The 15,175-nt window shown below is 32.0% G+C and carries 18 protein-coding genes; 12 read left to right on the top strand and 6 right to left on the bottom strand.

The genetic code is table 11. The annotated features are described in order from the left end of the window. Positions 1 to 36: 36 nt before the first annotated feature. From LQ677_RS10495 to LQ677_RS10480, 4 genes are all read right to left on the bottom strand, one after another. Positions 37 to 606 (bottom strand): beta-class carbonic anhydrase, encoded by a 570-nt coding sequence (locus tag LQ677_RS10495; protein ID WP_037590452.1) that lies wholly within the window; start codon positions 604 to 606, stop codon positions 37 to 39. Continuing rightward, entirely contained in the window at positions 590 to 1,657 is a 1,068-nt protein-coding gene (locus tag LQ677_RS10490) for a YihY/virulence factor BrkB family protein (protein WP_025905156.1), read from the bottom strand. Before LQ677_RS10490 ends, LQ677_RS10495 begins: the two co-directional genes overlap by 17 nt. A gap of 72 nt (positions 1,658 to 1,729) precedes the next feature. Next, complete coding sequence (locus LQ677_RS10485) at positions 1,730 to 2,029, bottom strand: YtxH domain-containing protein (protein ID WP_025905157.1); 300 nt, start codon at positions 2,027 to 2,029, stop codon at positions 1,730 to 1,732. Positions 2,030 to 2,191: 162 nt separating this feature from the next. Further along, positions 2,192 to 2,557: a PH domain-containing protein gene (locus tag LQ677_RS10480; RefSeq protein WP_025905158.1), complete on the bottom strand. Its 366-nt coding sequence runs from the start codon at positions 2,555 to 2,557 to the stop codon at positions 2,192 to 2,194. 137 nt (positions 2,558 to 2,694) lie between these two features. Here LQ677_RS10480 and LQ677_RS10475 point away from each other — a divergent pair, with 137 nt between their 5' ends. The 4 genes from LQ677_RS10475 (at position 2,695) to LQ677_RS10460 (ending at position 4,989) form a co-directional block, all read left to right on the top strand. Next, positions 2,695 to 2,898 carry a DUF1128 family protein gene (locus LQ677_RS10475; protein ID WP_025905159.1) on the top strand — a complete coding sequence of 68 codons (204 nt, stop codon included), beginning with the start codon at positions 2,695 to 2,697 and terminating at the stop codon, positions 2,896 to 2,898. A gap of 18 nt (positions 2,899 to 2,916) precedes the next feature. After that, a complete protein-coding gene (locus tag LQ677_RS10470; RefSeq protein WP_126477098.1) occupies positions 2,917 to 4,146 on the top strand; it encodes an aminopeptidase in 1,230 nt (409 codons plus the stop codon). A gap of 77 nt (positions 4,147 to 4,223) precedes the next feature. Next, positions 4,224 to 4,403: a hypothetical protein gene (locus tag LQ677_RS10465; protein WP_037590455.1), complete on the top strand. Its 180-nt coding sequence runs from the start codon at positions 4,224 to 4,226 to the stop codon at positions 4,401 to 4,403. A 73-nt stretch (positions 4,404 to 4,476) separates the two neighbouring features. Then, complete coding sequence (locus LQ677_RS10460) at positions 4,477 to 4,989, top strand: acyl-CoA thioesterase (RefSeq protein WP_037590456.1); 513 nt, start codon at positions 4,477 to 4,479, stop codon at positions 4,987 to 4,989. A gap of 49 nt (positions 4,990 to 5,038) precedes the next feature. On the opposite strand, the gene yfkAB is transcribed toward LQ677_RS10460, so the two are convergent. Next, the gene (gene yfkAB / locus LQ677_RS10455; RefSeq protein WP_025905632.1) at positions 5,039 to 6,166 is read right to left on the bottom strand and encodes a radical SAM/CxCxxxxC motif protein YfkAB; all 1,128 of its coding nucleotides are present in this window, start codon (positions 6,164 to 6,166) and stop codon (positions 5,039 to 5,041) included. Between the two features lie 136 nt (positions 6,167 to 6,302). On the opposite strand from yfkAB, the gene LQ677_RS10450 reads away from it, so the two are divergent. The 4 genes from LQ677_RS10450 to LQ677_RS10435 all read left to right on the top strand — a co-directional run bounded on the left by LQ677_RS10450 (position 6,303) and on the right by LQ677_RS10435 (position 9,395). After that, the gene (locus LQ677_RS10450) at positions 6,303 to 6,464 is read left to right on the top strand and encodes an SE1561 family protein (protein WP_049320382.1); all 162 of its coding nucleotides are present in this window, start codon (positions 6,303 to 6,305) and stop codon (positions 6,462 to 6,464) included. A gap of 12 nt (positions 6,465 to 6,476) precedes the next feature. Further along, positions 6,477 to 7,838: a 23S rRNA (uracil(1939)-C(5))-methyltransferase RlmD gene (gene rlmD / locus LQ677_RS10445; RefSeq protein ID WP_126477096.1), complete on the top strand. Its 1,362-nt coding sequence runs from the start codon at positions 6,477 to 6,479 to the stop codon at positions 7,836 to 7,838. 65 nt (positions 7,839 to 7,903) lie between these two features. Next, positions 7,904 to 8,419 (top strand): type 1 glutamine amidotransferase domain-containing protein, encoded by a 516-nt coding sequence (locus LQ677_RS10440; RefSeq protein WP_025905630.1) that lies wholly within the window; start codon positions 7,904 to 7,906, stop codon positions 8,417 to 8,419. Positions 8,420 to 8,510: 91 nt separating this feature from the next. Then, the gene (locus LQ677_RS10435) at positions 8,511 to 9,395 is read left to right on the top strand and encodes a nuclease-related domain-containing protein (protein WP_191835833.1); all 885 of its coding nucleotides are present in this window, start codon (positions 8,511 to 8,513) and stop codon (positions 9,393 to 9,395) included. A gap of 306 nt (positions 9,396 to 9,701) precedes the next feature. Here LQ677_RS10435 and LQ677_RS10430 read toward each other — a convergent pair whose 3' ends face one another. Then, complete coding sequence (locus LQ677_RS10430; RefSeq protein WP_191835834.1) at positions 9,702 to 11,435, bottom strand: pyruvate oxidase; 1,734 nt, start codon at positions 11,433 to 11,435, stop codon at positions 9,702 to 9,704. Between the two features lie 161 nt (positions 11,436 to 11,596). On the opposite strand from LQ677_RS10430, the gene sgtB reads away from it, so the two are divergent. The 4 genes from sgtB to LQ677_RS10410 all read left to right on the top strand — a co-directional run bounded on the left by sgtB (position 11,597) and on the right by LQ677_RS10410 (position 15,168). Further along, the gene (sgtB, locus tag LQ677_RS10425; protein WP_126477093.1) at positions 11,597 to 12,412 is read left to right on the top strand and encodes a monofunctional peptidoglycan glycosyltransferase SgtB; all 816 of its coding nucleotides are present in this window, start codon (positions 11,597 to 11,599) and stop codon (positions 12,410 to 12,412) included. A gap of 82 nt (positions 12,413 to 12,494) precedes the next feature. Continuing rightward, positions 12,495 to 13,298 carry a recombination regulator RecX gene (gene recX, locus LQ677_RS10420; RefSeq protein WP_126477092.1) on the top strand — a complete coding sequence of 268 codons (804 nt, stop codon included), beginning with the start codon at positions 12,495 to 12,497 and terminating at the stop codon, positions 13,296 to 13,298. Further along, a complete protein-coding gene (locus LQ677_RS10415) occupies positions 13,291 to 13,608 on the top strand; it encodes a YfhH family protein (protein ID WP_126477091.1) in 318 nt (105 codons plus the stop codon). The genes recX and LQ677_RS10415 overlap by 8 nt, the downstream gene beginning before the upstream one ends. A gap of 12 nt (positions 13,609 to 13,620) precedes the next feature. Then, on the top strand, positions 13,621 to 15,168 hold the full coding sequence (locus LQ677_RS10410; protein ID WP_025905624.1) for an ABC transporter ATP-binding protein: 1,548 nt from the start codon (positions 13,621 to 13,623) through the stop codon (positions 15,166 to 15,168). Positions 15,169 to 15,175 lie beyond the last annotated feature (7 nt).

The following is a 15,175-nucleotide window of genomic DNA, read 5'->3' as shown; positions in this document are numbered from 1 at the left end:
AAGAAGTTGAGCTTCCAGAAAGGAGCTCAACTTCTTTTATTTAGTATATTCATATCCATTTTGAATCACTTCTAAATCACCATTATGTGGATCAATTACGAGTCCATGTATCGGAACAGATTGATCAAATAATGGATGGTTATATACTTTTTGTATATTTGTTTGAACATTTTCAGTTACATCATCAAATCCTCTTAAGAATTGATGAATATTAATACCTGAATGTTCGATTGTATTTAGTGTATCATCTGTGATACCACGGCTTTTCATTGTATCTATTACTGAATCAACATCTAAATTCCCCATACCACAGTCTTTATGACCCATGATAATGATTTCTTCAGCGCCAAGTGCATAAATCGCTACTAATAAACTTCGCATTGTAGAACCATATGGATGAGAAATAGTTGCGCCAGCGTTTTTAACAACTTTGATGTCGCCATTTTTAAAGCCTAATGCACGCGTAGAAAGTTCTGTTAATCGCGTATCCATACACGTGAGCAATACTGCTTTAGCGTTAGGTGTCTTTGTTGTTATGAGATTTTCATATTCCTTATTTTCTATAAAAGCTGCATTATATTCTAAAATATCATTCAATAGAGGCATTAGTCATATCACCGTTTTCTGTTAAGTTATTAAATGCTTGTTCTTCTGGTGATCCATTTTTAAGCATTTTCTTCTGATGTAGTACTGCGTTTATTTCTGCACCGATGATAATAATTAATCCAGTTAAGAATAACCAAATCATCAATACGATAATACCTCCGATACTACCGTATGTTTTAGAGTAGTTAGCGAAATTATTAACATATACACCAAATAAAGCACTTGAACCTAACCATGCAATTGTTGTAAAAGCTGCACCAGGAACAACTGATAATAATTTAATTTTAATGTTTGGTGCAAGTGTATAAAGTGTGATGAACACGATAAACGTCACAATTAATGGTAATACGACTTTTATTAAACTAAATATCCAACGTAATTCAGATTCTAATCCTAAAGGACCAAATAATAAATTGCCGATTTGTTGACCAAATATAGGTAGTGCTATTGCAATACCGAATACAACAACCATAATAACTGTGAAGAAGACACTCATGATTTTAAGTATGATAGCATTTCTTCCATCTTCAACATCATAAGCGACATTAAATGCGTTCATTAAAGCAGTCATACCATTTGATGCAGACCATAATGCTGCGATTAAACCGAATGAGAATAAGCCACCACTAGCATTATTCATAACGTCATCAATTATCCCAGTAATTAACTTTGCCGTATCGCCAGGTGCATTTTCTGATATCATATTTGTAATTGTATCAGGGTTGACTTGGAATAACGGTATCAACGTTAACACAAATATTAGAGTAGGGAATAACGCAAGTAAGAAATAGTATGAAAGCTGTGCTGCAAGTCCTGTAGCATTATCCTTACCGATTCTGTAAATTAAAGTTGATAAAATATTACCGTCTTTCGTAAATTTAGCTGGCTTATTAATCTTTGAAACATAAAATATTTGGTTATCTTTCTTTGCTGTCTTAGATTCAAATTTTTGTGGTGGAATATAATATTCTTTCTTAATAGACTTTTTTTGTTCGTCTTTAAAGTTTTTAGCTTGTTCTAAAAATTTTGAGCTCGATTTATCATTTCCCATATAAATTCTCCTAATTTAATATGATGTTAAAAAAGACTAGGTTAGATGAATAAGCCTAGTCTTTAATATAAATTATGAATGGTTTGAACCTGAGATTTGTCTTTGATTCTTTTTCTCAATGAATGTATCTTTAGCATCCATAATTGATTGCTCTAATTCTGGATTTTTACGACGAATTTCTTCGATTACATCTTTCCAGTATAGAACTTCATCTTTAATTTGATCTAATTTAGAAGGTTCTCTTGAAGTGTTGCCTTCTTTAATGTTTTGTACTTGGTTTGATAATGATTGGCGAGTGTTTTTATCAGCTAATGCAATAATTGCGCCAATTGTACCACCTATTAAAATAGCAGGAACTAATTTGTTTTGCATAATGTTTTTCCCCTTTCAAGAATATAACTTTAAATTAACATTGACCTACATATCATATCACATATGAATCTCAAATTAGAGAATATAGGCGTTAATATATGTTATAAATATCACTAATGTTGTTTATTCCCATAAATTTAGAGATATAAACACAATTGTAGTTTATAATAGTGCATTAGACAATAGCTTTTCAAAAGGCATAATATCTAAATTTCTGCCTATTTTAATTTTAAAATGCCCAGCTCTCGTCCATAATGTGATTTCACCGTTTAAATCAAGTAGTTTACCAGCATTCTCAGTAGACCACATCAGTATAATGTTATAAGGTATAGAGTAAGTTTCTATTTTCTTACCGGTGATACCTTGCATATCGCGAATGATAATTCGTTTGTTTGTAAATACTGCAGTATCTCTAAATGTCTTAAAAGCACTATAAGCTTCTTCGCCATCAACGAGGTATTGCGAAATATTATCTGGTACTGCAACTTGTTCGAAAAGCGTCCATGAAAGTATATCTTGAACAGCCACTAGAATCACTCCTCACCTTATAATTCATGTTTATTGTATAAAATATTCATATAAATTGTAAAGTGAATATATAAGTTTGATAGTTTTAATTATAATTACTTTTTGCTAAACTAAATTTTGAAAGGATGATAAAAAATATGACTGAATCAATAGAACAAATGGTAGATGATTTAAAAGGCAAGCTACGATTAGTAAATACAAGTGTATTGAATAAAGATGCAATACCTGAAGAAAAGAAAGAAGAATTGAAAGAAATACATACTATGGTCATGTCTAGAAAAAACATTTCAGCTAGTGAAATGACAGCTATTACACAAGCTTTAGGTGACCTTAGAAAATAAACAAAGGTGGTTAAACAAATGGGTTATGAAAAACAGCTTCAAAAATATGCAGAGTTATTAGTTAAAGTTGGTTTGAATGTTCAGGAAAAAGAACCTGTATATATTCAAGCTTCAATTGATGCAAGTGAATTTGTACATTTAGTTGTTGAGGAAGCATACAAAATAGGGGCAGAAGATGTAAAAGTTAGTTACAAAGATGATAGAATTGCACAGCTTAAATATCAATATGAACCTGAATCATTTTTTGAGAATGTTAAACAATATGATATTGATGAAAAAATGGATTATTTAGATAGAAAAGCAGCGTTCTTATCAATTGTTTCATCTAGTCCAGATAGTTTGAAAGATGCTGATCCTAACAAGATCCGCAAATCTATGGCGGCAAACGGAAAAGCATTTAAAGACTATATGGTTGCTGTTCAAAGTGATCGTATGAGTTGGTGTGTTGCTTCATATCCATCAGTTGGTTGGGCTAAAATGATGTTCCCTGAATTAAGTGATGATGAAGCGGTCAATAAATTACTTGAAACAATTTTAAAAACAGTACGAGTTGATCAAGAAGACCCAGTGAAAGCTTGGGAAGAACATGATCACTTATTACATGAAAAAGCGGATTATTTAAATAACAAAAAATATAAAGCATTGCATTACAAATCAGAAGGTACTGACTTAACAATTGAATTACCAAACGGTCAATATTGGTCTGGTGCTAGTTCTGTAAACTCAAAAGGCAACAGCTTTGTAGCGAATATGCCTACTGAAGAAGTATTTACTGCACCACATAAAAATGGTGTTAACGGAACAGTAAGTAATACATTACCTTTAAGCTATTCAGGTAATATTATTGATGACTTTACTTTAACATTTAAAGATGGTGAAGTAGTAGATTATAAAGCTGGTGTTGGTGAAGAAATTTTGAAATCGATTCTTGAAACAGATGAAGGTTCAAAACGACTAGGTGAGGTAGCATTAGTACCTGTTGATTCACCAATTTCTAACATGAACACGTTATTCTATAATACATTATTTGATGAAAATGCCTCTTGTCATATTGCATTAGGATCTGCGTATGCATTTTGTATTGAAGGTGGCAAAGATATGTCAGCTGAACAATTAGCTGAAAATGGTTTAAATGATTCAACAACACATGTTGACTTTATGATTGGTAGCAAAGATTTATCAATTGATGGCATTTTAGAAAATGGTGAGAAAGAACCAGTATTTAGAGATGGTAATTGGGCATTTTAAAAGATAGCCATTTAAGAATACATCATGTATAATAAAGATAAATAAAGTCTTTATAGCCATTCAAAGGAGGGGATATCATGAGTACACCAATGGAATGGAGTGTAATGATCGCATTTGTGTTCGCAATTTTTGCATTTGGCGGCGCATTAATGATGTATCTTGTTCAAACATTCGATAGTAGAGAGTCTGTACGAATTGATACTGCTGAAGAAGCACTAGAGAAGAAAGTCTTTGATGATGAGGAACATTATCATTAATAACAATGTATAGCCAGGGAAACCTGGCTATTTTTTTCAATAAAAATAAGCAAAAATCGAACGGGGTTATAATATGAAAACGAAGAAACCAATGAAAGAATCAAGAAGTGTCAAATCCATACAAATCTTTCCAGAGGACACTAATCACCACAATACGATGTTTGGTGGTAAATTAATGGCGGAAATTGATGAAATCGCAGCAATCGCGGCGATGAGACATAGTGGGAATTCAGTTGTAACAGCATCTACGGATTCAGTAGACTTCTTACAACCAATCGGAACGGGTGAAGTGATATCGTTAGTTTCATTTGTCACTTATGCAGGTAAATCATCTATGGAGATTTGTGTAAAAGTCATTAGTGAAGACAATATTAATCAAAAGAAACATTTAGCAGCGTATAGCTTTTTAACATTTGTAGCTTTAGATAAAGAAGGGAACAAAGCAGAAGTTCCAGCAATTTATCCAGAAACAGATGATGAAAAATGGTTCTATGAAAGTGCGCAAGATAGAGTGAAATTACGCCAAGAAAGAAGAAAAGAAAGCAAGAAAACATTAGACTTCATGTCTACAAAACTATATATCTAATTTAAATAAAGGGCTAGGACAACAATCGTTATCCTAGCCCTTTATTATATTATTGATTCATTCTTAATTCGTTTGCTTTAAAGTCAACATCTTTATAGTACATATCTTTTACGAGTAGATTTGGACCTAAACATCTCACTTTAGGACAGTGACAGTTAAGTGATTTTGCTAAAGATGAATTCATCCATGTTTGATAAACATCTTCAAGTTTATCTTGTTTGATATTTGCGATAGATCCCGTTTCATCGCCGAAGTCTGTAACGATTACATCTCCAGAAAATACATTTACGTTTAATCTGCTTCTTCCATCTGGATCATTTCTTAAACTTACATTTTTAGATGATTTTAATCTAGATAATAAGTTCTGGTCAGATTCATTCATGAAACAAGGGTAAAAAGGTAACGTTCCAAATAACATCCATGTGTCTTCATCTCTAAAGTCTAAAATCTCATGAATAGTATCTTTCATTTCATCTAAACTCATAATATTTAACTGACTCGCAAAGTCAGAAGGGTACATAGGATGTATTTCATGACGACTACATTTCATATCATGAACAATTTCATTATGGATTTTTTGTAAATAAGGTTTAGTACTTTTATTTAACATCGTTTCAGCAGATACAAACATACCTTGTTCTGATAGTGTGGCAGAGTTTTGAATCATTTGTTCGTATAGACGATATCTTGCTTTTAAAGGTGGTTTCTTGTCCATTACATGGAAACCAACTTCACTGAATTCATCTATTGTTCCCCAGTTGTGTGAAATATGCATAACATCAATATACTCAGCAATTTCTAAATAACGGTCAAGTGGTAACGTTAAATTAGAATTCATTTGCGTGTAAATGCCTCGTTTGTGTGCATATTTTAATAAAGGAACGACAGTTTCTCGAATTGATTTTTTACTGAACATTGGTTCTCCGCCAGTAATTGAGATTGTTTTTAAATGAGGAACTTCATCAAGTCTCTTTAAAATTAAATCCATCGGTAATGTGTCAGGGTCTCGTAATTGTAACGTATAACCTACTGCACAATGTGCACAACGCATGTTACAGAGTGTAGTCGTTGTAAATTCTATATTACTCAGTTGTAATGAACCATGTTCATCTATATCGTTATAGGCTTCCCACGGGTCGTTTTTTATTGAAATAGGACTTTTCAAGTCGTATATCATGATATATCCTTCTTTCTGATTTTTTTCCTATCTATGAGCGTAACACTTGTTATCAAATTTTCCAATACTGATTTATGATTGTTTTTATACTTGTTATCATTCATAATAATATTATTAAAAATAAAGGAGTATTAAAATGAGTAAAAAAACATCACTTAATGAAATCAAACAAAGGTTATCAGACTTTTTAGATGAAATGGAAGCAATGAATCCTGAAGATATGGAAGTATCTGATGTAGATGAATGGATTGCTTTGCTTGATGAACTTGAGAAAAAAGTTCAAGCTATGCATGATTAACGGTGAGCATAGATGAATGTTTCAGTAAAAGTAGGACAGAAGTTTCCTTTAACGATCAAACGATTAGGTATTAATGGTGAAGGTATTGGCTATTATAAGAAGAAGATAACATTTGTAGAAGGTTTATTGCCGGGAGAGGTTGGACTTGTCCAAGTTGTAAAAGCGAAACCAAATTTTATCGAAGCGAAAGTAGTCAAAATCCGTGAACGTAGTAAAGAAAGGGTTAAACCTAAATGTAAAGTTTATGATATTTGTGGTGGATGCCAACTGCAACATTTAAATTATGATGCGCAACTTTTATTCAAATCACAAATTGTAAAAGATGCGTTAACTAAATATGCGAAAAATATCCCAACAAAAATTGTAAAACCTACAATCGGTATGGATAATCCTTGGGGATACCGTAATAAAAATCAATTTCCTGTTCAGAAGAAGGGAAATCAACTCATTGCAGGCCTTTATGAAAAAGACAGTCATCAATTAATTGATATTAAAAAATGTCCAGTTCAAGACAAACGTACAATTCAAGTTACGAATGAACTGAGAAATATTTTGATGAATTTAAAAGTTAAAGTATGTAGAAATCCAAATAAAGAACAAGGGCTAAGATATATTGTTACGAGAGTAGCAAAACATAGTCAACAAATACAAGTTACGTTAGTTTGTACGGACGATCAATTGAAGTATAATAAGTCTCTTATTGATCAAATCATGAATTTGTCTTTCGTGGAAAGTTTATCCATCAATATTAATAAAGAGAAGACATCACGAGTACTTGGCAATCAAACGATTCATGTAAGTGGTAAACAACAAATTACAGAAACGCTTGGTCAATACTATTATGATTTATCGCCAGATTCATTTTTCCAATTAAATCCGGAACAAGCTACAAAAATGTACGGTGAAATTGAAGCTCAAGCGAATTTAACAGGTAATGAATCAGTTGTAGATGCATTTTGTGGAACAGGTACAATTGGTATTTGGCTTTCTAAAAATGCGAAAGAAGTAAGAGGTATGGATATCATTAAAGAAGGTATTGATGACGCCAAGAAAAATGCTGAACTCAATAATCGTCATAATGTACACTATGAAGTTGGTGATGCATATAAAGTTATGGATAAATGGATTAAAGAAGGTTTTAAACCAGACGTGATAACAGTTGATCCGCCAAGAACAGGATTAGGTATTAAAGCTGTTGAACTTATTAAATCCGTTCATCCAAAAACATTTGTGTATACAAGTTGTAATCCATCAACTTTAGCTAAAGATTTAGCACACTTATCTAAAAAATACAAAGTCGTAAGCATGCAACCTATTGATATGTTTCCACAAACAGCACAAGTAGAAGTCGTAGCAAAATTAGTTGCAAAATAAGTTTAAAACCTTTCAAAAGTGGTATATAAATATTAGACATACTATGAAAGGAAGAGATTGATATTATGAGTAAAAAAGTAGCAGCAGTTGTAACAGATTTATTCGAGGACGTTGAATTAACAAGTCCACAAAAAGCATTAACTGATGCTGGACATGAAGTTGTTATTATTGGTGAAGAAAAAGGTAAAGAAATCACTGGTAAAAAAGGCGAAAAAGTTACAGTAGAAGTTGGTATTGATGAAGCAAATGCTGCAGATTATGATGCAGTCTTAATTCCTGGCGGATTTTCACCAGATTTATTACGTGGAGATGAACAAGGACGTTTTGGCGAATTTGTTAAACATTTCGTACAAAATGAAAAACCTTCATTTGCAATTTGCCACGGACCTCAATTATTAATTGATACAGATTTATTAAATGGCAGAACTGTTACTAGTTTCTTGTCAGTTAGAAAAGACTTACAAAATGCAGGTGCAAAAGTCGTTGACGAATCTGTAGTCGTTGACAATGGCATCGTCACAAGTCGAACTCCAGACGACTTAGAAGACTTTAACCGTGAATCACTTGCATTGCTTCAATAGATGCTTTGATGAGCCACTCACTTTTATAGTGAGTGGTTTTTTTGTGCAGGCTATTATATAATTTTTTTATAATATGTAAGGAGCGTGGTTTATGGAAAGTAAGTATGATACAAAGTATTTTCAGTCATTAATAGGGCGCGCTGAATTAACCGAAAATATTTTGAAATCAATTCAAAATAAATCAAGTGGAAACGATGGCGAAAACTATTTTAGTGCTATTTTAAATTGTGATACGGATATCGTATATTTGAATGACTTTCAATTTACTTACAATAGTCAAGTTCAAATAGATACAATCGTCATCGATGATTATGCAATATATTTATTCGAGATAAAGAATTATAAAGGCATTTATTATTTAGAAGACACGTTGTTAAAAAATAATTTTGGAAGTACATTTACCTCACCGTTCATACAAATGGAACGAGCTAGAAATGAATTCAATAAACTATGTCACTATTTAGAAATTGGTAAACCCGTCATTTCAAAATTAGTCTTTACCAATCCTTACTTTAACTTCAAAAATAGAAACCTACTAAAAGATCAAGTTATCTTACCCTCAGAATTAGGCTCCATTACCCAACTTTTTAAAAATCAAAATCAATCAGAAAATATAAGAATTAAACAGAAACTATTATCAGTAAGAAATTCATTTGATGCACAATACAATAAAAGTGTGACAATACCGTTTGAACAAATCAAGCCAGGTATCAAATGTCCTAGATGTCATCGCATGTTCACAGTAAAAATTGAACAAGACAAACAGAAATGTACATGCCAATATTGTGAGTCCGTCATGGATAAAAAGTATCTTTATGAATATAATTTGCAAGAACTGTATTATTTAAAACAAGAGCCATTCACTATCACCGAAGCAGTATGGTGGTTAGGAGGGAATAGTATTACTACAATTCGAAGAGTATGTGAACAAAACTTTAAAAGTATAGGTAAAAGATATAAGAAATACTATATTTAGAATTAGATGAGTTAGCTAATTACCAGAATTCCGAATAATGGTAGTAAGAGCGTTCTAATTACCAGAATTCAGAATAGTGGAAGTTACAGCGTTCTAATTACCAGAATTCAGAATAGTGGAAGTTCAGAGTTCTAATTAATACAATTTCAAAAAATGTCCCTAACATCCGTTAACAACCTCCATCACAATCTACAAAATTCCACATCTCAGCGCGCTATTTTAAAATTTTTATTGAAAATACTTAAATTTAACCCAACAGAAAAAGCAGTGAAGTTCTTCATAAACTTCACTGCTTCTTTATTTTTATTAGAAGAATCTTCTTATTAGTGTTTTGAGTGGTGGCATTTTTTCGAGTCTGTTTTCTTCTAATGCTGTTCTAATTTCGAATTTTGCATATCCTTTTGCTTCGTCCCATATAATTTTACCTGGTAATGGAGCAGCATCTGAATCTACTTTTACGTTAACAACTACAGGTTTATTCGCATTTTTAGCTTTTTCAAGTGTAGGGGCGATGTCTTCTACATCTACGACATTATAGCCTATACCGCCACAACTATCTGCAAATTTAGCGAAGTCGATATCGCCTAAATCAATAGCATATTCTAACTCACCAGCTGCTTGTTGTTCGTATTTTATGAAAGCTAATTCTTGGTTATTCAGTACGACGACGATAATAGGTAGTTTATATTGTACCGCTGTAACGAAGTCTTGCATAACCATCGCAAATCCTCCGTCACCTGTAATAGCAATTGCTTGCTTATCTGGATTTGCGACTTTACTTGCTATCGCTCCTGGTAATGCACAGCCCATCGTGCCTAACCAAGATGACGTGATAAATTTATGATTGTGACCGAGTTGTAAATATCGTGTGCTCCATACTGTTGAAGTTCCGACGTCAACTGAAAATACTGTGTCATCTGTTGAAATTTTTTCTATTTCAGACATTAATAATTCTGGTCTGATTGGTTTGCTGTCATTATTTCTATCTTCTTCTAACCATCTGTTCCATGCTTTCATATTTTCTTGGCATGCTTTTAAGAATTTACGGCCGGTAACTTTTTCAGACGCTTCTGTTAATGCAGCTAATACATTTTTTGTATCGCCTATTAAGCCTACATCAACATTAAAACGTTTGCCGATATTTGTTTGATTAATATCAATTTGGATACATGGTATATCTTTATCAGGTAAATAATCTACATATGGATAATTCGTACCAACTAAAATTAATAAATCAGCATCTTTAGACGCTTCAAATGCTGGTTTAGTACCGATTTTACCTAAGTTACCCATGAAATTAGGATGTTTATCTGGTATGATACCTTTTGCTGGTAATGTAATTAAACCAGGTGCATCGATATGAGCTAAGAAGTTAAGTAATTCTTCCTTAGCATCTTTAGCACCAACACCAGTTAGGACGACCGGTTTTTCACTTTTATTTATAAGTTCTGCAGCTTTTTTAACATCTTCATCTTTAGCGTAAGTTACTGCATTTTCAAATTTATAAGTTTCTCTAGGGACATTGTCTTCAATTTTCTCACCTAGAACATCACTTGGAATCGTTAATACTGCAACGCCTTTTTTAGCATATGCAGTTTTGATAGCTTCATCTACAATTTCATGTACATTTTCAGCTGATTCTAATTGTTTATTATAAACAGCTACATCTTCGAAAAGGGCTGTTAAGTTAACTTCTTGGAAGAATTTCGTGCCCAATAATTTCGAATCTGTTTGACCTGCTAAAACGAGCATAGGGACATTATCCATTTTAGCGTCATACATACCATTTAACATATGTATTGCGCCCGGACCACCAATACTTAATGCTACTGCTATTTTGCCTGTTAATTTGGCATAACTACTAGCAGCTAAAGTTGCAACTTCTTCGTGTCTTACATCATAGAATTTAATATTATCTTCTTCTGTTTTAAGTGCATCTACGACTTTATCTATTGAATCACCAGGTATGCCATATACGTGGTCAATTTGCCAATTCTTTAAGACTTGTACGAGTGCTTTGTTTGCTTTAATTTTTGCCATATAAAATTCCTCCTTATCGTTATCTATACCCAAATACGCTAAAAGTTATACTTATAAATAAGACTCAGGACTGATTTTGTTGTTTTTCAGTAAAAAGAAGTGTTTAAATTCATTATTACAAGCTATAATGATGTAAGAAATATGAATAAGGGAGAATACAGATGGGGCTATTTAAGAATAAGAAGAATGAAATACCACAACCTAATTCAGAAGAAGTTCAATATAGAAGATATCAACATTATTATCAAGAACCTGTACAGCCGAGAAAGAGAAAAAGAATTTCAAAGCTATTTGGTCTTGTAACAATACTTATTATACTAGCGATTACTTTTTATTTAGCAGTTATGTATATGTGGTCAAGAACATCTGATGTTGATGATTTAGTAAAAATTGAAGATAAACAATCTTATGTTCAAGTTGAAGATATGCCTGATTATACTAAAAATGCTTTTGTAGCAGTTGAAGATAAACGATTTTATGATCATGATGGAATTGACTTAAGAGGTGTATCACGTGCGCTTGCTGTAAGTTTGAAAAATGGTGAACTAACGCAAGGTGGAAGTACGATTACGCAACAAGTCGTTAAAAACTATTTCTATACGAATGAAACGCAACTCACAAGAAAAGTGAAAGAGATGTTTGTGGCGAAACGTGTTGAAGATAAATATAGTAAGAATGATATTTTGAGTTATTATGTCAATAATATCTATTTTGGTCAAAATAATTATACGATAGAAGAAGCGGCAAATTATTACTTCGGTGCGACAGTCGATAAAAATAATCCAAACCTTCCTCAAGTAACGGTATTACAAAGTGCAATTTTAGCTAGTGTCGTAAATGCACCATCCAATTTTGATATTAATAATATTAGTGATAGTTATATGACACGTATCAAAACAACGCTTGAAAAAATGAAACAACAGAATTATATTACTGAATCAGAGTATACTGAAGCTATAAATGAATTAAATCAATAATAAACACACTGAGTTAAGAGATTAAACTTTTAAACTCAGTGTGTTTTATTGTATCCTATATATATGTGTGGAGGGATGTAAAATGCTTAAAATAACTAAACTTGAAGTACAAAAGAAAAACAAAGAACGTTTAAATTTATTTATTAATAATGAATTTGAAATGGGTATTGATCAAGCAACATACATCTACTTTAATTTAAGAAAAGATTTAGAAATTACGAAAAGTAAATTACAAGAAATTAAGGACTACGATCAATATAGACAGGCACTTAATCAAGCGATTGTCTATTTATCACATAAAAAGCGTACGAAATATGAAGTAGAAAAATATTTAACAGACAAAGAATATGGCAGTGACTTAATTGATAGAGTGATAGAGTATTGTCAATCTAATAAATACATAGACCATAAAGATTATATTGAAAGTTTAAAAAACACCATTTTAAAAACAACGGATAAAGGTCCTGACCATTTTGAAAGAATAGCAAAAGAAAAAGGTATAGAACAAGATTTAGTTTACGAATTCAAAGAAAAGTTTGAAATGGAAATGGCAGAAGAACGAATTCCGAACATCGCCAAGAAGATTATGCAAAAAAAGAAACAACCTCCTAACCGTTTAAAGCAAACGATTGTCCAAACACTTCAACAAAGAGGCTATGCTTTTTCATTAATCAATGAACATCTAACAGATTTGAATATTGAACCGACATCTGATGATGTTGAAAATATTTTGATGAAAGATTTGGAAAAGGTATATAATAAATATCAAAAGAAATATAATGGATATGAACTTAAGTCACATGTTATTCAAGCACTCGTAAGAAAAGGGTATACATTTGAAATGATTAATGACAAATTAGTAGAAAGTGGTATTGTAGATGAATAATGATAAAAAATTTGTTGAAATGACAGACTATGAACTTAAAAACGCAATTGCTGAATATCGCGAAAAGATGAGAAAATCAGAAATGATGGGTATACTAAATGAATATGAAGTATATAAGAGAAAAGCGCTCATAGCAGAAAGTTACCTTGTCGACACTTCAAAAATAGAAGTCGGTAAAGTATATGGCTTAATAGGTGACACACCTAGTTACTTTAAAGTAGAACGCATTAATGGTGTATTTGCTTGGGGATTTAGATTAAAAGGATCAAAAATTGAAGAAGGCATTCCTGTAAGTCTTCTACAACTATAATGGTGGTGCAGAATGACACAGCAAATATTACTGAGAGTTGTTAACGCAACTAAATATTATTATATAAGTAAAGAACAGAATAAATTCAAATCATTATTTAAGTTAAAGCACCTTAATAAAGACATTGTACTTAAAAATGTTACCGTGCATCTTTATAGAGGCGAAGTGCTGGGCATTATCGGCGATGATCAGTCTGGTAAAGAAATGATCAGTAAATTAATGATTAAAGAAGTTGCACCTAATTTAGGTAAAGTAACAAATCATGCACAAACATTTTTAGCGGATGTTAGACATAAAGCTGATGATCATCAAACATTAAATGAAATGATTATTCGTACTTTGAGTTTATCCGGTGTAGAAATTAGAGACATTACGACGATTCAAAGACAAATATTAAGCTTTGCCAAATTATCGGATAAAGCTTCAAAGACGTGCCAAGATATTAATGAAGCAGAATATGCGCAGTTGTTAGTTAGTATAGCCAAATATATGAGACCTACCGTTGCAATTTTTACGAACATCATTCAATACTTAGACGAATCATTTCAGAAGAAGTTCCATGAATTTTTAAATGAACAAAAAGAATACGATCGTGCAGCTGTTGTTATTGATGACCATATACACTCAATTGAGAAAATGAGTAACTATCTTATCTGGCTAACTTATGGTCAAGTTAGAAAAGAAGGTACCGTTAAAGAAGTATTAGGTCATTACCGAGAATATCATAAGAAATATAACCAAATTCAAGATAAAGACCAAAAAGAACTTTACGATCTTAAATGGAAGATGGCTCAACAAGAACTTCCTATAGCGCACGGCGAAGGTTATAAAAGAATGCGTAAATATCAATACGGTAGAGTGCCGAAATCTATTGAGAAAATGATATTTTATGGCTTAACATTTATCTTTGGTGCTACATTAGCAGCGCTATTTATGTTTATAGGTGTGGGTAGCTCGCCTACAGAAAAAGAAGTTACATCAAAACAGGTCATCACAACAAATAGTGAACCAAAATACATAGATAAGTCAGCTTATGTCCTATCGCTGAAACATGATACAGAACTCACACCTTCATCCAAAGGCTCAAAGTTGAAATTACCTCAGTATAGTTTTGTAGATGTAACAGGTGAAAATCAATCTAATTATAGACTTGAAGTAGATGACAAGACTTATATCTCTAAGAAGAATAACTTGTACTTTTTCAATCCGGCAGGACTATATGAAGACGTTGATTGGTCAGATTTAGAAGATTATGTTGATGATAGTTATTTAAATTATATAGATTTTTATAACAGCTTTATGCATAAATCACATAAGAAAGTTTCTGAGACCATTACAGCTGATAAAGCAAACCGATTTAATGAACAAATGGAAGGCCAAAAAGTACATATGGTTTTCGACAGTGATAATCAACTAACTGGTTTTACATTTGATATGAAAAACAAAGCTAAATTAGTTAAGAAATATAATATTTCAAGTGACACTTGGGTAGTTAAATCAAGAGATGGCTTTATGATAGCAGACTTAGCAGAAAACAAATGGATTTTTATTCAATTATAGGAGGTCA

The organism is Mammaliicoccus sp. Q-M61, from assembly GCF_022386055.1.
In the GTDB taxonomy this organism is placed as follows: domain Bacteria; phylum Bacillota; class Bacilli; order Staphylococcales; family Staphylococcaceae; genus Mammaliicoccus; species Mammaliicoccus sciuri_A.
The sequence above is the reverse complement of the archived record's forward strand: the minus strand, read 5'-3'. Positions and strand labels throughout refer to the sequence as shown.

Excerpts from the sequence above, each read along its gene's own strand:
- LQ677_RS10465 (WP_037590455.1), top strand. The coding sequence starts at position 4,224 with ATGAGTACACCAATGGAATGGAGTGTAATGATCGCATTTGTGTTCGCA.
- LQ677_RS10415 (WP_126477091.1), top strand. The coding sequence starts at position 13,291 with ATGAATAATGATAAAAAATTTGTTGAAATGACAGACTATGAACTTAAA.
- LQ677_RS10460 (WP_037590456.1), top strand. The coding sequence starts at position 4,477 with ATGAAAACGAAGAAACCAATGAAAGAATCAAGAAGTGTCAAATCCATA.
- recX (WP_126477092.1), top strand. The coding sequence starts at position 12,495 with ATGCTTAAAATAACTAAACTTGAAGTACAAAAGAAAAACAAAGAACGT.
- LQ677_RS10475 (WP_025905159.1), top strand. The coding sequence starts at position 2,695 with ATGACTGAATCAATAGAACAAATGGTAGATGATTTAAAAGGCAAGCTA.
- LQ677_RS10440 (WP_025905630.1), top strand. The coding sequence starts at position 7,904 with ATGAGTAAAAAAGTAGCAGCAGTTGTAACAGATTTATTCGAGGACGTT.
- LQ677_RS10410 (WP_025905624.1), top strand. The coding sequence starts at position 13,621 with ATGACACAGCAAATATTACTGAGAGTTGTTAACGCAACTAAATATTAT.
- sgtB (WP_126477093.1), top strand. The coding sequence starts at position 11,597 with ATGGGGCTATTTAAGAATAAGAAGAATGAAATACCACAACCTAATTCA.
- rlmD (WP_126477096.1), top strand. The coding sequence starts at position 6,477 with ATGAATGTTTCAGTAAAAGTAGGACAGAAGTTTCCTTTAACGATCAAA.
- LQ677_RS10490 (WP_025905156.1), bottom strand. The coding sequence starts at position 1,657 with ATGGGAAATGATAAATCGAGCTCAAAATTTTTAGAACAAGCTAAAAAC.
- yfkAB (WP_025905632.1), bottom strand. The coding sequence starts at position 6,166 with ATGATATACGACTTGAAAAGTCCTATTTCAATAAAAAACGACCCGTGG.
- LQ677_RS10430 (WP_191835834.1), bottom strand. The coding sequence starts at position 11,435 with ATGGCAAAAATTAAAGCAAACAAAGCACTCGTACAAGTCTTAAAGAAT.
- LQ677_RS10485 (WP_025905157.1), bottom strand. The coding sequence starts at position 2,029 with ATGCAAAACAAATTAGTTCCTGCTATTTTAATAGGTGGTACAATTGGC.
- LQ677_RS10495 (WP_037590452.1), bottom strand. The coding sequence starts at position 606 with ATGCCTCTATTGAATGATATTTTAGAATATAATGCAGCTTTTATAGAA.
- LQ677_RS10450 (WP_049320382.1), top strand. The coding sequence starts at position 6,303 with ATGAGTAAAAAAACATCACTTAATGAAATCAAACAAAGGTTATCAGAC.
- LQ677_RS10470 (WP_126477098.1), top strand. The coding sequence starts at position 2,917 with ATGGGTTATGAAAAACAGCTTCAAAAATATGCAGAGTTATTAGTTAAA.
- LQ677_RS10435 (WP_191835833.1), top strand. The coding sequence starts at position 8,511 with ATGGAAAGTAAGTATGATACAAAGTATTTTCAGTCATTAATAGGGCGC.